General features: G+C 70.7%; 14 protein-coding genes. 8 read left to right on the forward strand and 6 right to left on the reverse strand.

Annotated elements, in window-relative coordinates:
- Nucleotides 1-14: 14 nt before the first annotated feature.
- From ABTU92_RS16085 to ABTU92_RS16095, 3 genes are all read right to left on the reverse strand, one after another.
- Complete coding sequence (locus ABTU92_RS16085) at nt 15-2,273, reverse strand: ATP-binding protein (protein WP_408092371.1); 2,259 nt, start codon at nt 2,271-2,273, stop codon at nt 15-17.
- A gap of 314 nt (nt 2,274-2,587) precedes the next feature.
- Entirely contained in the window at nt 2,588-3,226 is a 639-nt protein-coding gene (locus ABTU92_RS16090) for a biliverdin-producing heme oxygenase (RefSeq protein WP_408092373.1), read from the reverse strand.
- Between the two features lie 253 nt (nt 3,227-3,479).
- The gene (locus tag ABTU92_RS16095; RefSeq protein ID WP_408092375.1) at nt 3,480-4,277 is read right to left on the reverse strand and encodes a hypothetical protein; all 798 of its coding nucleotides are present in this window, start codon (nt 4,275-4,277) and stop codon (nt 3,480-3,482) included.
- Nucleotides 4,278-4,652: 375 nt separating this feature from the next.
- On the opposite strand from ABTU92_RS16095, the gene ABTU92_RS16100 reads away from it, so the two are divergent.
- The 5 genes from ABTU92_RS16100 (at nt 4,653) to ABTU92_RS16120 (ending at nt 8,824) form a co-directional block, all read left to right on the forward strand.
- Nucleotides 4,653-5,597, forward strand: a complete 945-nt coding sequence (locus ABTU92_RS16100; RefSeq protein WP_408092377.1) for a tripartite tricarboxylate transporter substrate binding protein — start codon at nt 4,653-4,655, stop codon at nt 5,595-5,597.
- Nucleotides 5,594-6,058: a tripartite tricarboxylate transporter TctB family protein gene (locus ABTU92_RS16105; RefSeq protein ID WP_408092379.1), complete on the forward strand. Its 465-nt coding sequence runs from the start codon at nt 5,594-5,596 to the stop codon at nt 6,056-6,058. The genes ABTU92_RS16100 and ABTU92_RS16105 overlap by 4 nt, the downstream gene beginning before the upstream one ends.
- 20 nt (nt 6,059-6,078) lie before the next feature.
- On the forward strand, nt 6,079-7,590 hold the full coding sequence (locus tag ABTU92_RS16110; RefSeq protein ID WP_408092381.1) for a tripartite tricarboxylate transporter permease: 1,512 nt from the start codon (nt 6,079-6,081) through the stop codon (nt 7,588-7,590).
- A 354-nt stretch (nt 7,591-7,944) separates the two neighbouring features.
- Nucleotides 7,945-8,070: a hypothetical protein gene (locus ABTU92_RS16115; RefSeq protein ID WP_274611529.1), complete on the forward strand. Its 126-nt coding sequence runs from the start codon at nt 7,945-7,947 to the stop codon at nt 8,068-8,070.
- A gap of 115 nt (nt 8,071-8,185) precedes the next feature.
- Nucleotides 8,186-8,824: a trimeric intracellular cation channel family protein gene (locus tag ABTU92_RS16120; RefSeq protein ID WP_408092383.1), complete on the forward strand. Its 639-nt coding sequence runs from the start codon at nt 8,186-8,188 to the stop codon at nt 8,822-8,824.
- A 30-nt stretch (nt 8,825-8,854) separates the two neighbouring features.
- On the opposite strand, the gene ABTU92_RS16125 is transcribed toward ABTU92_RS16120, so the two are convergent.
- Both ABTU92_RS16125 and ABTU92_RS16130 read right to left on the reverse strand, forming a co-directional pair.
- Complete coding sequence (locus ABTU92_RS16125; protein WP_408092385.1) at nt 8,855-9,223, reverse strand: DUF5368 domain-containing protein; 369 nt, start codon at nt 9,221-9,223, stop codon at nt 8,855-8,857.
- Between the two features lie 12 nt (nt 9,224-9,235).
- Nucleotides 9,236-10,552, reverse strand: coding sequence for an FAD/NAD(P)-binding oxidoreductase (locus ABTU92_RS16130; RefSeq protein ID WP_408092387.1), 1,317 nt, complete (start codon nt 10,550-10,552; stop codon nt 9,236-9,238).
- 282 nt (nt 10,553-10,834) lie between these two features.
- Between ABTU92_RS16130 and ABTU92_RS16135 the strand changes: the two genes are divergently transcribed.
- The 3 genes from ABTU92_RS16135 to ABTU92_RS16145 all read left to right on the forward strand — a co-directional run bounded on the left by ABTU92_RS16135 (nt 10,835) and on the right by ABTU92_RS16145 (nt 14,013).
- Nucleotides 10,835-11,869: a lysylphosphatidylglycerol synthase transmembrane domain-containing protein gene (locus ABTU92_RS16135; protein ID WP_408092389.1), complete on the forward strand. Its 1,035-nt coding sequence runs from the start codon at nt 10,835-10,837 to the stop codon at nt 11,867-11,869.
- A 78-nt stretch (nt 11,870-11,947) separates the two neighbouring features.
- Nucleotides 11,948-13,261, forward strand: a complete 1,314-nt coding sequence (locus ABTU92_RS16140; RefSeq protein ID WP_408092391.1) for an FAD-dependent oxidoreductase — start codon at nt 11,948-11,950, stop codon at nt 13,259-13,261.
- Nucleotides 13,258-14,013, forward strand: a complete 756-nt coding sequence (locus ABTU92_RS16145) for an SDR family NAD(P)-dependent oxidoreductase (protein ID WP_408092393.1) — start codon at nt 13,258-13,260, stop codon at nt 14,011-14,013. The genes ABTU92_RS16140 and ABTU92_RS16145 overlap by 4 nt, the downstream gene beginning before the upstream one ends.
- 211 nt (nt 14,014-14,224) lie before the next feature.
- On the opposite strand, the gene ABTU92_RS16150 is transcribed toward ABTU92_RS16145, so the two are convergent.
- Entirely contained in the window at nt 14,225-15,286 is a 1,062-nt protein-coding gene (locus tag ABTU92_RS16150) for an ABC transporter substrate-binding protein (protein ID WP_408092395.1), read from the reverse strand.
- Nucleotides 15,287-15,385 lie beyond the last annotated feature (99 nt).

Raw genomic sequence — 15,385 nt, forward strand, 5'->3', positions numbered from 1 at the left:
CTCGTCCGCGGTCCTCATCGTTTCGGCAATGCGAAAAAGAAGGCGGCGCCGCCGTCGACGCGGCCTTCCGCCCACACGCGGCCGCCATGACGCTCGGCGATCCGCTTGACGTTGGCGAGGCCGATGCCGGTGCCTTCGAACTCCTCGACCCGGTGCAGCCGCTGGAACACGCCGAACAGCTTGCCGACATAGGCCATGTCGAAGCCGGCGCCGTTGTCGCGTACCGTGTAGATGGTCTCCTCCGCCGTCTCGGTCGAGCCGATCTCGATCACGGCCGGGTCACGATGCCGGGAGAACTTGAGCGCGTTGTCGATCAGGTTCTGCATGGCGAGCCGCAGCATGATCGGGTCGGCGCGGGTGGCGGCGAGGGGCGCGGTCCGCCACACGACATTGCGGCCGTGGGTGTCGGCCTCGGCGCGCCGCCGCAGGTCGGCGACCAGGGCATTCATGTCGACGGACACGGGCGTCAGCGTCGCGCGGCCCATCTGCGAGAAGCCGAGCAGGTCGTCGACCAGCGTGCCGGCCGAGATGGCGCTCTCGACGATCGTGTCGATGTAGCGGTTGCCGCGCTCCGACAGCCGCTCGCCCTCGTATTTCTTCAGGAGCTGGGCATAGCCGACGATGTGCCGGAACGGCGCCCGCAGGTCGTGGCTGACCGAGTAGGAGAACGCCTCCAGCTCCTTGTTGATGCTGGTCAGCCGCTCCGACAGCGCCGCCGTCTCCTCGGCCTTGCGCAGCACGATGTCGACGATCGCGGTGCGCAGCTCGCCGACGGCGTCGATCTCGGCCGGCTCCCAGGCGCGGGCGCGCAGCCGCACCGTCTCCCGCCAGGCGGCGAAGGATTTTCGCGGGTGGAGGCGCAGACCGTCAGCGGAGGGCTCGGCGTGGGTCCGCGGATCGCCGCCCCAGGTGACGGTGCGGATCACCTCGGGCCGGAACCACAGGACGTAGCTGTCGTGGAGCTGCGAGATGGAGATGGCGAGGACGCCGCTCGCCAGGTCCTTGAGCGCCTCGCCGCCCGGCATCGTCGCGGCGAGGCTGTCGGTCGCCATCACGTCGAGGCGCTCGCGGCCGGCGAGCCAGTCGACCAGGCGCTGCACCTCGTGGCCGGAGGGCGCCGCGCCGATGCGCGCGATCGTGCCGCCTGCCACCACGGCGGCGCCGTCGGCACCGGCGAGCGCGAGGAGATCGTCGCCGCTCGCCACCAGGCCGTCGACATACTGCTCGGCCGACGCCATGCGGGCGAGCAGACGGGTCTGGATGGCGCGCAGCGCGCCGCGGCGGTCGGCGACCGCCGTCGACTCGTCGGCGGCGAGCTGCAGCGACAGCACCTGGCCGATGAAGTCACAGGCGGTGCGGACGTGATACGGCACGACCGCCGGGTCGCGATGATGGCACGAGATCAGGCCCCACAGGCGATCGCCGCGCATCAGCGAGATCGACATCGAGGCGCCCGTGCCCATGTTGCGCATGTATTCGAGATGCACGGGCGAGACGCTGCGCAGCACCGCGAAGGAGAGGTCGATCGGCCGACCGGTGCGCGGGTTCACGGCCGGCCGCAGCGGCGTCGGCGTGTAGCCCGCGTCCGAGATCAGCCGCAGCCGATTGAGCCGATACAGCTCGCGGGCCTGGGCCGGGATGTCGGCGGCCGGGAAATGCAGCCCGAGATAGGAGGGCAGGCGCTCGTTGCGGTCCTCCGCCACGACCTCGCCGTTCCACTCGGAATCGAAGCGATAGACGAGGACGCGATCGAGCCCGGTGATCCGCCGCACCTCGCGGGCGGCGAGCGCCGTCAGGGCGGCGACGTCGCCGTCGCGCTGCACGGCTTCGAGGAAGGCGCGCACATGCGGATAGACCTCGTCGAACGAGCCCGGCTCGTCGGCGAGCGCCCGCTCGAGCTCGACCACGATCGTGTCGTCGGCGCGGTGGGCGATCAGATGGTGGGCGGCGTCGCCAAGGCGCAACAGGCCGAGATGCGCCGTGCCGGTCGACGGGATACGGTCGTCGAGATCGTGCAGCAGCGGCGCTGCGCCAGCGGCCAGCGCCTCGACCAGCGGGCGGCCGACAGGATCGCCGAGGACGGCCGTCGCGGCGCTCGGGCCGACTGCGGCCTGGAGAACCCGTCCGTCGTCCGGATCGACCACCAGCAGGGCGCCGTGCGGCTGGATGCTGCCCGGGACGCGGATGGGTTCGCGCTCACACGGCACCGGCCTGTCGGCGCCCGTCAGGGTCGAGCCTGCCACGCGGGACTCGGGCGCCTCGTGCGCCGTCATCGCGGCGCCTCCGTGTTCGCACCGCGTGTCCCGTCGTGGCCGAACGGCCTGCAGCGAGGAGAGCGACCCCGCGAGGGCGGGTCGGCCGGACACGAACGCGGGGGATGCACCAGAAAGCCTCGTCGGAAGGGTCGAAAAACCTCTTTGACGGACCCGCTGCTCGGCGAGGCCGCGGGGGAACGCCTGTGACCTGCCGTAACGTGTGGAATCCGCGAGAGTTCCGGCGCGCGTGCCGGGTGCCGGACATCGGCCCGCGCGTCCGCCGGACGGGCGGAGCCGGACGAACGAAAAGGAGGTGCTTTCTTACAGGCGCGTCAGTCGCCAGGGGCGAGGCCGGCCAGCGCGAACAGCCGGTTCACCCGCTCGAACGCCGCCTCGGCGCCGGCGATCAGGCGCGCCTCCTCGACCTCGCTCATGACGGCGGCGTCGAGCGCCTCGGTGAAGTGGCGCCAGTGCAGCCCGCGGCCCTGCGGATGGCCGCGCATGTGGCGGGCGCCGAAGTCCTCGCCGATGCCGATCTTGATCGTCTCCTGCAGCAGGAAGGGCGAGCCGAGATCGGCCCCCTCGATCACGTAGAGCCAGCCCATGCCGGTCGGCACGTCGATCGGCGGAGCGACGGCCGGCGCGTCGAGGGGGACCGGATCGAGCCCGATGTCGATCGCGTCCTGCTCGGCGAGATGCAGCCGCCGGCGCTCGGCGAGATCCGGGAACACGGCGCGGAGTCCGGGATCCGCATACAGCGCATCGACGTCGCGAAAAATCTGCAGCTGCATCGCCAGGAAGCGGGCGTAACGCGCGCGGTCGCGGAACGGGTCGCCCATCATGATGCGCGCATCCAGTGCCCGATGCACCGCATCGGTCGCCGCCTGCAGGCGGCGCCAGCGCGACGCCGGTGTGGTGGACGACGGGGAGGACGGCGGCGGCGAGCCGGCGGGCGACGACGCGAAGCTCATCGAGACAACTTTCGGTCCGGGCAGCGACCGCGCACCATGGCACGGCGGTCGGCCGGCCGACAACTCGCGGTGCGGCGTTTCGCGATGTCCAGAGCAGTCTCCATTGAAGGCGCCCCATACTCCGCTCATTCCCGCGAAAGCGGGAATCCAGGGGCTCACGTCGTGCGGCTCCTGGTTCCGCGCCTTCGCGGGGACGAGTGGAAATCGAGGAGGGATACGACGAAACCGACAACGCTCTCCGAGACGAGGCGGCTCAGCTGCCCGCGACGGTGCGGGCGAAGGCCTGCAGGCTGCGCTTGAGGCTGGGATCGGCCATCGCGTCCGCGCAGGCCATGGCGAGCTGCTCCAGGCTGGCGCGCTGTCCGGGCTCGAGAAAGCGGGCGAGCCGCGGCGCGATGCCGGCGAGCGCCGGCAGCCGCGACCGCCGCCACTCGTCGGAGAGGCCGTCGACCGTCAGCGTCTCGATCACGCTCGCGACGGTGCGCAGGCTGCCCTGGCGGATGCTGGCGAGGCCGGACTGGAAGTTCGGCCGGGCGAGGTCGGCCGGCTTGGCGCTGGCGAGATGCACCAGCACGGCCTCGACGATGGCGTTCTGGACGACCAGCTCGAAGTCCAGGAACCGCCCCATCTCGGGGGCGAAGCGCACGACGTTGCGGTTGACCTTGGCGTCCGCCTGCGGGTCGGCGGCGAGGCCGGCCAGATCGGTCGTGCCGGTGCCCGCCAGCATGTAGACGGTGCCGATCTGGGCGCCCGTCACCATCCGCTGGCTGAGCGGCGTCAGCTCCTGGAAGCTGACCGGGCCGGTGACGTCGCTGGTGTCGAACACCATGTCGAGCAGCGGCCGCACGGCCGGATCGCTCTGGCGCGGCACTTGGCCGGTGGTCTCCGAGCCCTTGGCGAGTTGCATGAACCGCGCCGCCGCGGATTGCGCGGCCGACAGCCGCGCCGGATCGACCCGGGCCTGGGCCACCGCCGCGGCGAGAAGCAGCACGACGGCCGTGCACGCGAGCATCGCGCCGAAAACGGGTCGGGTCCGGGTCGCGCAAGCCATGATCGTCGTACTCCACGGTCGAATCAGAGATCGAGTTCAGCACGAGGACGGTGGCAGAACCATCACGCCGCGATTGCAGTATCAGGGGAGGGACGACGCGACCGGCCGCTCGCGTCCCGCACCCGCCGCCCGCACCCGGCGAGGGCGATCGGACGCACGCGATCGGCGAGACGCGCGTGGCGAGACGCGATGGGTGAGACGCGATCGGAGCGACCCGATTGGACAGGCGCGAAACGGGCACGATACTTGTATTCCGTCACGTGACTTGTATTCCGTCACGTGTCTTCCGGGCTGGTCCCCGCCGCTCGGATCCCGCCTCCTCGTCCGGACGATCCGTCCACTGTCCCGCGCTTCACCGCCCCCAAGGAGCCGTCGATGTCGATGTCCCGCACCGTTCGATCCGTCCTGTGGAGCGCCGCGCTTCTCGCAGCCTTCGCGGCGCCGTCACGGGCCGAATGGCCGGAGAAGCCGGTGACCATCGCGGTCGGTTTCGGCGCCGGCGGCACCACCGACGTGGTCGCGCGCGCCGTCGCCGAGGTGGTGGCGAAGCAGCTCGGCCAGCCCGTGGTGGTGGAGAACAAGCCGGGCGCCGGCGGCGCCGTGGCGGCGACGGCGCTCGCCAGGATGCCGGCCGACGGCTACAACCTGGTCGCGACGACCTCCACCACCATCACGCTCGATCCGCAGCTGATGAAGCTCGGCTACACGCCGGCCGAGTTCACCTATGTGGCGGCGATCGGCGAATTTCCCGAAGCCTTCATCGCGCTGCCCAAGCATGGCTGGAAGTCCCTGAACGACGCCATGGCGGCCGCCAAGGCGACGGGTCGCATGAACTACGCCTCCAACACGGCGCTCGACCGGATGATCTCGACCGCCATCGCCAAGAAGGCCGGCGTGTCGCTGGTGCCGGTGCCGACCCGCAGCGGCGCCGAGGTGGTGACCCAGGTGATGGGCGGCCATGTCGATCTCGGCTACTCGTCGGGCGCCTATTATCCGCAGGCCAAGGCCGGCGAGCTCGCCGTCATGGCGGTGCTCGGCGACAAGCGCGTCGCCGGCCTGCCCGACGTGCCGACCCTGAAGGAGCTCGGCTACGGCGTCGCGAGCGTCAACCTGATCCTGTTCGTCGCGCCGAAGGGGCTGCCCGCCGCAGTGGCGAAGAAGCTCGACGACGCCTTCGCGGCGGCCGGCAAGGATCCGAGCATCGTGTCGCTCATGGAGAAACGCAGCCTGAACCAGGTCGTCGAGACCGGCGCGACCCTGGAGGCGACCGTCAAGCGCCACATCGACGATTTCGGCAAGCTGATCGAGCAGTCCAAGTGAGCGACGCGGCCGGCCGCGCCGGAGACGCCGCACCCGCGGCGACCCCGGGCGCGCGGTCGCGGCTCTCGGTGGTCGCCGAGGCGGTGCTGCTCGGCGCCGCCGCGCTCGCCGCCGTCGTCTGGATCATCCCGGCCCAGACCTCGGACGGCGGCATCGGCCTGTCGCCGGCCGTGTTTCCGACCGTCTGCGCCATCGCGCTCGGCGTCTTCGTGATCGCCGATGCGGCTCTGCGCCTTTTGCGCGCGGCGCCGGGCGAGCGCTATCCGGACGGCTGGGGAGCGTTCGTGCGCATCGGCGCCGTCGCGGTGCTGGGCGTCTGCCTGCTCCCCGTCGTCGGCATCGCGGGCTGCGCGCTCGCGATGGTGCCGGCCGGCATGCTGGTGCTGGGCGAGCGCCGGCCGCTGCGCATCGTCGTCGCGGCGCTCGCCTGCGCCGGCCTCGTCTGGCTGGTCTTCCGCTGATCGTTCGCTGAGGCGTGCTCATGGACGCGGTGCTTCTCGGCCTCGGCGACGCGCTCGCGCCCGTCACGGTGCTGTTCGTCTTCCTCGGCGTGCTCCTCGGCTACGTCATCGGCGTGCTGCCCGGGCTCAACCGGCCGGCCGCGCTCGCGATCGCCATCCCGATCAGCTACTGGCTGACGCCGGTCGCCGCCGTGGGCTTTCTGATCGGCATCGCCAAGGCGTCCGGCGCCGGCGGCGCGACGACCGCGATCCTGATCAACACGCCCGGCGAGCCGAATGCCGCCGTGACGTGTCTCGACGGCTATCCGCTGGCGCGCGCCGGCAAGGCCAAGCAGGCCCTCAAGGTCGCCCTCTACGGCTCGGTGATCGGCGACCTGATCGGCACGCTCGCGCTGATCCTGCTGGCGCGCCCGCTGGCGACGCTGGCGCTCGGCTTCGGGCCGGTCGAGATGTCGGCCGTGATGATCCTGGCGCTGACCTTCATCGCGGCGCTGGCCGGCAAGTCGCTGTTCCGCGGCCTGGCGGCCGGCGCCTTCGGGCTCCTCTGCGCGACCGTCGGCCTCGACGTCGAGAGCGGCACGCCGCGCCTCACCTTCGGCCAGGTCGAGCTGTTCGACGGCATCCCGCTGCTCGCCGTCACGGTCGGGATGCTGGCCTTGTCCGAGATGATCATCCAGGCCGAGGAGGTGATCGGCCGGCGCGCCGACACGGCGACCGTCGCGGCCGGCGGCGCCGACGACCGGCTCGGCTGGACGCAGTTTCGCCGGGTGCTGCCGACCATCCTGCAGTCGAGCCTGGTCGGCACCGCGATCGGCCTCCTGCCGGGGCTCGGGCCGACCGTCGCGTCCTTCGCGTCCTACGCGCTGGCGAAGCGCATGGCGAAGCCCGGCGAAGAGTTCGGCAAGGGCGAGCTGAAGGGCGTCGCTGCCGCCGAGACGGCCGACAACGCGGTCGTGCCGGCGAGCTTCGTGCCGCTGTTCGCGCTCGGCCTGCCGGGCAGTGTCTCGGCCGCGATCCTGATCGCCGCGCTGACCATCCACGGCGTCACGCCGGGGCCGCGCCTGTTCGAGGAGCAGCCGCGGCTGATCTACGGGATCTTCGGCGCCATGATGGTCGCCGCCGTGATGATGCTGGTGGTCGGGCGGATCGGACTCGTCGCTTTCGCGCAGCTCACCCGGGTGCCGGCCACCATCATCGTTCCGGTCGTCACCATGCTGTGCCTGGTCGGTGCTTATCTGGAGAGCAAGTCGGTGTTCGCGGTCGGCCTGATGGTCGGCTTCGGGCTCGTCGGCTATCTGATGCACCGCTTCGACTACTCGCGGGTGACGTTCCTGATCGGATTCGTCATCGGGCCGCAGCTCGAGCTCTCGGTGCGCCAGGCCTTGATCATCACCGAAGGCAAGGTCTCCTCGCTCGCCCATCACCCGGCCGCCCTGGTCGTGCTGGCGATCGCGCTCGCGGCCGCCGTTTATGTTCTCCTGCCGACGAAAAAACCCGCCACACAGGGTAGTGAGGGTAATCCGCTCGGATGAGAGACGGCGTCGGCGCGGAGCCGCCATGCCGAAAGCGGGACTTTCACGAGACTTAATAGCCTATGAACGCCGCGTTTGGCGCGGGTCAGGTATTAGCTTCATTGGCGAACGGGAATGTACGGATTCTTGTTTTCTCACATCGTGGTATCTCTTTGCTGTTGCTCTCGATGACGGAGGCCAACTCCAATGAGTGGCCATGAAGACAGACTCAGAATTCGACGCCACAGATTTGTTCCACGCATCGTATTGCCGAGACAGTCGCTCGATATCGAAACCGTTGCCACGCTGATTCTCTATCGGGACGTCGTGCTCGACCGGCCTGCGTGCGAAGACTGCGGCCATCGGTGTCAGGTCGTGTCGCGCAACTTCAGCATCGCCGGACCGATCAGCCGCGAGATGCGGACCTACGAGTGCACGGCCTGCGGCCACACCCAGGCGGCGCCCTATACGCCGAACTGCAACGACAAGCGGCCGAACTGAGTTTTCGCCGTCCGAAGCCGCGGCCTGCGACCCTTGCTCTTCGGGACGATTGCGCGGGGGCGCCCGCCATGCCTCCATGGCGGCGCCGCGGACCGCGCGGCGTCCGGAGGCCGCGATGCTCGACACCGTCACGACCGCGCTCGATTGGCTCGGTGTCGTCGTCTTCGCCGTCACGGGCGCGCTGGTCGCCTCGCGCAAGCAGATGGATGTCGTCGGCTTCGTGATGCTGGGCACCGCGACCGGCATCGGCGGCGGCACGCTGCGTGACGTCCTCATGGGCGCGCCGGTGTTCTGGACGCGGGCACCGGCCTATCTGGTGGTCTGCGCCGTCGTCGCGGTGGTCGTCTTCTTCACGGCGCATCTCCCGCAGTCGCGCCACCGCATCCTGCTGTGGCTCGATGCCATAGGCCTCGCGCTGTTCGCCGTGACGGGCGCCGAGGCGGCGCTGCGGGCCGGCGCGGGCGCGATCGTCGCGGCCGCCATGGGCGTGATCACGGCGACGTTCGGCGGGGTCATCCGCGACGTGCTGGGCGGCGAGAGCCCGGTGATCCTCAGCCGCGAGATCTACGCGACCGCGACGCTGGCCGGGGCGACGACGTTCGTGGCCCTGTCGTTCGCCGGCGTGCCGCGCGACGCGGCGCTGGTCGCCGGCTTCGCGGTCGGCTTCGCGGTGCGGGCGGCGGCGCTGCGCTGGGGCTGGTCGCTGCCGCGCTACCGGCCGCGGCCGGGCCGCCCGCCCGACGCGACCGCGTGACCGTCGTTCGCTCGTCGGCCGGGCGCGCCGCTACAGCGCCCGGCGGCTGGCGTCGCGGACGCCGCGGGCGAGCGACTGCGCCGTGTAGACCATGATGGCGATGCCGATCGCCCCGAGCACGGCGACGCCGAGCAGCACCATCACGTCGACCGGGCCGCCGATGTCGCCGAAGTCCGAATGCGTCACCGCCTGGACGAACAGCACGGCCGCCACGGCGCCGAGCGGCATCGCGAGCTGCGCCCACAGGAATTTGCGCATCGACAGCCTGCGGTCGCGGATCAGCACGTAGAGATAGGCCGCCGTGATGGCGACGGCGACGAGAACCATGATCCAGAACAGCGCGAGGCCGAACATCTCCTCGAACACGGCGACCATGGTGCCGACGGTCAGTTCCTTCATGACGTGTCCTCCTCAGGCCCGGCCGCGCAGCATGGCGTTGTAGGTCGCCTTCAGCGCGACCTCCTTCATCAGCCAGCTGATCCACAGCTCCTCCAGGGGCGCGATGACGCCCGGGAAGGACGGGGTGAGGTTGTTGTTGTAGTCGAACTCGACCAGCATGGCGCGGCCGACCCGGGTGATCAGCGGGCAGGACGTGTAGCCGTCGTAGGCGGCGCTGCTCTGCCGGCCCTCGATCGTCGCGACCAGATGGTCCTCGACGACCGGCACCTGCCACTTCACCGAGGCGGCGGTCTTGCCCTTGGGCACGCCGGCGACGTCGCCGATCGCGAACACCTCCGGGAAGCGGCGGTGGCGCAGCGTCTTCTGGTCGACCTCGACCCAGCCCTGGTCCTTCCAGCGGTCGCCCCAGGAGAGGCCCGACTGGCGGATCACCTCCGGGGCGCGCTGCGGCGGGATGACGTGCAGATAGTCGTACTCCATCTGCTGATCGCCCTTCGGCGTGGCGAAGGTGGCGATGCGGCGGCCGGGATCGACCGACTTGAGCACATGGCTGTAGACGGTCTTGATGCCGCGCTCCTGGAACAGCATGCGGACCTTCTCGGAGACGATCGGCACGCTGAACAGCGCGTCGTTGTGGGCCGCGTAGGTGATCTCGTAACGACCCTTGCCGGCGCTGCGGCCGGCGATGTCCTCGATCAGGAAGGTGTGCTTGAGGGGCGCGCCGGCGCACTTCATCTCGGTCGCCGGCCGGGTGAACAGGCCCTTGCCGCCCTTGTCGGCGAACGCCGAGGCCACCGCCCAGGTCTTGGCCGCGTAGTCGGGTCCCGCATAGAGCGAGCCGATGCCGCCACGGCCGATCAGGTCGAGCGAGAAGCCCTCGATCGCCGCATAGTCCAGCACCAGGCCGGGGGCGACGATCAGGAAGTCGTAAGGGAGCCGCTTGCCGCTCGTCGTCGCCACCGTCTTGGCGACCGGGTCGATGGCGGCCGCCGCCTCCGGGACGAGCGTCACGCCCTGCGGCAGCCAGTCGGTCGTCTTCGAGACCGTGTAGGAGGCGGGCCGCAGCCCGGCCGCGACCAGCGACAGGCCGGGCTGGTACCAATGCTCGGCACGACCGTCGACCAGCGTGATGGTGGCGCCGTCGAGCCGCTCGACCAGACGGTTGGCCATCGCGGTGCCGGCGGCGCCGGCCCCGACGATGACGATCCGGGCCTTGGTCGCGGTCCGCGCGGCGTCGGCCCGCCGCAGGGCGGCCGCGGTCGCCAATCCACCGGCGGCGAGGCCGAGCACGGCGCGCCGCGATGCGAGAAAGTCGGTTCGACCGGCCACGATCATCTCCCTGTGTGTCGTTGTTGTGGTGCCACCGGCGACGACTCGGGCGGGGACGCGACCGCGGAGCGGGGCCGGGGGCACGGTCGGCACGATTCGACGGCGTTTTTCGCTGCATGAATATGCGTAAAATTGCATACGAAAGCGCGCGGGAGGTGGCGCGCGGGCTGGCGTCGTGGCGGCGCGGCTCCCGGCGACCTCGCCGGGCCCGGCCGCGTCCGCGGGCGGCCGCACCAGCGGGGCGGAAAACTTCGTTTACGCCGAACGGGTAGGGTCCGGGCGATGACCGACACCGACCGACCAGCGGAACCGGAGGCGCGCATCCCGCCGGCGGCCGACGGGGGGCGGGCGCTTCGCCCGGCCTTGCGCCGCGCCGGCGTCACGGCCGGGGTGCTGGCCGGCCTGTCGGTGGTCGCCGCGATCATCGTGCTGGCGGCCGGCGACGATCTCGACAAGGCGATGCGGGTGCTGGCCGACGCGCCGGCCTGGCTGGTGCTGGTCGTCGTCGCCTTCGCGACCCTGAACTACGTGATCCGCACCTGGCGGTTCGTCTATCTTGCCGGCCATCTCGGCCTGGCAATGCCGTTCTGGGAGACCTCGGCCTACTACACGGCCGGCTTCGCACTCACCATGTCACCCGGCAAGCTCGGCGAGGTCGTTCGGCTGTGGTTCCTGAAACGGCGGTTCGATCTCGCCTATCGGCGCGGCATCGCGCTCCAGCTCGCCGACCGCATCAGCGACGTCTACGCGATGCTGCTCCTCTGCCTCGCCGGGCTGACCGGGTTCGAGCAGTATCGCGGTCCGGTGCTGGCCGTGCTGGCGGTCGCCGCGGCCGGCACGCTGCTGCTCGCACGGCCGCGGCTCCTGATCGTGATGCTGAACGCGACCTACGGCCTCGTTCGGGTCAAGCCGCGCCTGTTCATCCAGGTGCGCCACATGGTCCGCGACACCGCGCTGGTCATGCAGGGGCGGGTCTTTCTGGTCTCGCTGGCGCTGGGGATCGTCGCGTGGTTCGTCGAGGCGGTCGCGCTGTGGGCGGTGCTGCATCTCCTCGATGCGCCCGTGTCGCTCTCCGCCGCCACCTTCGTATTCGGTTTCGCCGCGGTGGTCGGCGGCCTCACCATGACACCGGGCGGCGTCGGCGGCTTCGAGATCGTCATGGTGATGCTGCTCGGCCTGCAGGGCGTGCCGAACGAGGTGGCGTTGGTCGCTACCGCCATCCTGCGGCTCGGCACGGTATGGTACGCGACCGTCGCCGGCTTCCTGGCCGTGCCGCTGGCGGTGCGGCTCTCCACCCCGAAGCCCGGCGCCGCGTGAGCCGGACCGGATCAGCACGTCGGGACGAGACGAGAATCAGGGCGAGCGAGGCGAAATGAAAAAATCAGGATCAGCCCGATGCCGATGACCCCGATGACCGCCTGGGGGCGCCTCGCCCGGCCGCTGCACGAGGTGACGCGCCCGCCCTTCCTGGACGTCGCGGCCGGCACCGTGACGACGCCAGGCGCGCCGCTGCTCGCCCGCGGGCTCGGCCGCTCCTATGGCGACGTGTGCCTCAACGCGAACGGCCGCCTCCTCGTCACCGACCGGCTCGACCGGCTGCAGTGGATCGACCTGCAGGCCGGGCGGGTGCGGGCCGAGGCCGGGCTGTCGCTCGACCGGCTGCTGCGCACCATCGTGCCGCGCGGCTGGTTCGTGCCGGTGACGCCCGGGACCAAGCTCGTCACGCTCGGCGGCGCCGTCGCCAACGACGTGCACGGCAAGAATCACGAGACGGCCGGCAGCTTCGGCGCCCATGTGGAGAAGCTCGGGCTGCTGCGCTCGACCGGCGAGCGCCTGACGCTGTCGCGCGACGAGAACGCGGAACTGTTCGCGGCGACCGTCGGCGGCCTCGGCCTGACCGGCTTCATCGAATGGGTGGAGATGCGGCTCGTGCCGATCGCGGCGGCGCGGCTGCACACGGAATCGCTGGCGATCCGCGACGTCGACGACTTCTTCCGCATCGCGCAGGACAGCCGTGACTGGCCGTTCACGGTCGCATGGGTCGACTGCCTCGCCAAGGGGCACGATCTCGGTCGCGGCCTCTTCATGCGCGGGCGCTGGGCGGAAACCGGCGGGCTCGAGGTTCACAAATCCCCGCGGCTCGGCTTCGCGCCGGAGCTGCCCGGCTTTGTGCTGAACAGTGTCACGATGCGGGCCTTCAACGCGCTCTATCGCCGGCGGCCCTATGCGGTCGGCGCCTGCACGCAACACTACGACCCGTTCTTCTATCCGCTCGATGCGCTGCCGAGCTGGAACCGGCTCTACGGCAAGCGCGGCTTCTATCAGCACCAGTCCGTCGTTCCGATGCCGGCGGCGCGCGACACCGTCGTGCGGCTTCTGGAGGCGACCGCGGCGGAGGGGCAGGGCTCGTTCCTCGCCGTCCTCAAGCTCTTGGGCGAGACGCGCTCGGGAGGCGTCTTGTCGTTCCCGATGCCGGGGGCGACGCTGGCGCTCGACTTTCCCGACAAGGGCGAGCCCACCCGGCGCCTGCTCCTCCGGCTCGCCGAGATCGCGACCACGGCGGGCGGCCGCATCTATCCGGCCAAGGACGCCGTGATGATGCCGGAGATGTTCAAGGCCGGCTATCCCGACTGGCGCAAGGTCGCGGCGCTGCGCGATCCCGCCTTCGGCTCCGACTTCTGGCGCCGCGTGACCGGAGACGCCCGATGAGCACGCCCACCACGCCCTCCCGCATCCTCGTTCTCGGCGCCGGCTCGGCGATGGCGCAGGCCTATGCGCGCCGCCGCGCCGCGACCGGCGCCGCCTTCCTGCTGGTCGGCCAGAATGCCGCCCGCCTGTCGGCGATTGCCGACGATCTGCGCGCCGGCGGGGCGCGCGCCGCCGACATCGCGACGCTCGATCTCGCCGATCTCGCCGGCATCGAGGCTGAGGCCGCCGCGCTGCGCCGCCGCCTCGGCGAGCCCGACGAGGTGCTGATCGCCTACGGCGGGCTCGGCGACCAGGCGACGAGCGAGCGCGATCTCGGCGCCGCGCGAAACGCGCTCGAGGTCAACTTCGTCAGCGTCGCGCTGTGGATGCTGGCGCTCTTGAAGGACCGCCCGGCCGCCGCGCCGCTCGCCCTGATCACCATCGGCTCGGTCGCCGGCGACCGCGGCCGCGCCTCGAACTTCGTCTACGGCGCGGCGAAGGGCGGGGTCGACCGCTTCCTCGAAGGTCTCGCCCAGAAATACGCCGGCACGCCGGTGCGGATCGTCACGGTGAAGCCGGGCTTCGTCGATACGCCGATGACCGACGCGATCGCCAAGGGGCCGCTGTTCGCGAGCCCCGACGCGGTCGGCGCCGACATCGTGCGCGCCGTCGAGAAGCGCCGCCGCACCGTCTACACGCCGTGGTTCTGGGGACCGATCATGACGATCATCCGCCACCTGCCGTGGTTCGTCTTCAAGCGGTTGAAGATCTGATACCAATGGCCTCGGGCAGTGGCTCTCGACAGCATCGAAGCCAAGTCGGCGACGCCGACTTGGCTGGCCGTATCCTTCGAGGCCCGGCTACGCCGGGCACCTCAGGGTGATGGTGAAAGTCAGCGTCCTGGGCCGTTGGTATGACGCTCGACGAGCGGCGCGATCGCGCCGCCACTCTGTCCGACAGGGCTCACCCGAAGTCCGGCAGCGCTCACCCGAACGGGTTCTTCGTCGCGAGCTGGGCGTTCGCCTCGATCGCCGGCGACAGGTCGAACAGCTGCTCCTTGGTGACGCTGCCGGAGACGAGCTTCATCTGCTCGGTCCAGAACCTGCCTTGCGCCATGCAGGACTCGATATTGGGCTGGCCGTCGTCGTTGAACCAGGTCCAGCGCGGCGCCGCGGCCTCGATCAGCGGGGGCGGCACCTTGGTCGCCTCGGAGATGATCTTGATCACCTCCGGGTCCTTGGCGGCGGCCGCCTTGTTGTAGAGGCGGCCCGCATGGGTGTGCGCCATGGCGAAGCGCACCGCGGCCGACTTGTTCGCCTGCAGGTACTTCTGCGACATCGCCCAGCAGGCGAGCTGGGTGTTCGGCTCGATGTCGTAGCCGGCGAAGACCAGCTTGCCGAAATTGTTCTTCTCGACCAGGAAGCCGAGCGGCACCGGCACGTTGGCGGCGTCGGCTTGGCCGGCGCCGATCGCCTTGACGATATCGGGGTAGGCGAGCCCGCTCGACCAGTTCACGTCGGTGCGCGGATCGAGGCCGGCGCGCTGCACGCCCAGCCCGATCAGATACTGGTCGATGCCGCCCGGCGCCTGGATGGCGACCTTCTTCCCCTTCAGAAGCGCCATCTTGTTCGGCGCCGTCATGCCGGCCTTCACCATGTCGTTCGACGCCGCGATGGTCATCGAGCCGGAGCCCGGCTTCTCCGAGCCGCGGTCGAGGATCAGCTTGAACGGCGCGCCCTTCGACACGGTGTTGAACAGGCCGGCATTCAGCGTCGCGACGGTGGCGTCGAGCTCGCCGGCGATCAGCGCCGGCATCGCCAGCACGCCGTCGGCGAAGTAGCGGATCTCGACGTCGAGGCCGACCTTGTCGAAGAAGCCCTTCGCCTGGGCGACGAAGATCGGCCCGGACGAGATCAGCGGCACCACGCCGATGCGGATCTTCGCCCGCTCCTGGGATCGGGCGACATGCGGCATCGCGATCGTCGCAGCGGCGGCGGCCGCGGCGGTCGTGGACAGAAAGCGTCGGCGGTCGAGGGAGCGGGTCATGGGCGCCTCCGGGGGTGGGACAACGGCATCGACGTGATGCGGGGCGGGAAATGCAAGAGCGATGCCGCGGGTGAATAACGGCAGCGTGCGCGGCGGCCG

Source organism: Rhodoplanes sp. SY1 (assembly GCF_046000175.1).
Lineage (GTDB): Bacteria > Pseudomonadota > Alphaproteobacteria > Rhizobiales > Xanthobacteraceae > Rhodoplanes.

Coding starts and splice junctions, on each gene's coding strand:
- ABTU92_RS16145 (WP_408092393.1), top strand. CDS start 13,258: ATGAGCACGCCCACCACGCCCTCCCGCATCCTCGTTCTCGGCGCCGGC.
- ABTU92_RS16135 (WP_408092389.1), top strand. CDS start 10,835: ATGACCGACACCGACCGACCAGCGGAACCGGAGGCGCGCATCCCGCCG.
- ABTU92_RS16140 (WP_408092391.1), top strand. CDS start 11,948: ATGCCGATGACCCCGATGACCGCCTGGGGGCGCCTCGCCCGGCCGCTG.
- ABTU92_RS16095 (WP_408092375.1), bottom strand. CDS start 4,277: ATGGCTTGCGCGACCCGGACCCGACCCGTTTTCGGCGCGATGCTCGCG.
- ABTU92_RS16110 (WP_408092381.1), top strand. CDS start 6,079: ATGGACGCGGTGCTTCTCGGCCTCGGCGACGCGCTCGCGCCCGTCACG.
- ABTU92_RS16120 (WP_408092383.1), top strand. CDS start 8,186: ATGCTCGACACCGTCACGACCGCGCTCGATTGGCTCGGTGTCGTCGTC.
- ABTU92_RS16100 (WP_408092377.1), top strand. CDS start 4,653: ATGTCGATGTCCCGCACCGTTCGATCCGTCCTGTGGAGCGCCGCGCTT.
- ABTU92_RS16125 (WP_408092385.1), bottom strand. CDS start 9,223: ATGAAGGAACTGACCGTCGGCACCATGGTCGCCGTGTTCGAGGAGATG.
- ABTU92_RS16090 (WP_408092373.1), bottom strand. CDS start 3,226: ATGAGCTTCGCGTCGTCGCCCGCCGGCTCGCCGCCGCCGTCCTCCCCG.
- ABTU92_RS16150 (WP_408092395.1), bottom strand. CDS start 15,286: ATGACCCGCTCCCTCGACCGCCGACGCTTTCTGTCCACGACCGCCGCG.
- ABTU92_RS16085 (WP_408092371.1), bottom strand. CDS start 2,273: ATGACGGCGCACGAGGCGCCCGAGTCCCGCGTGGCAGGCTCGACCCTG.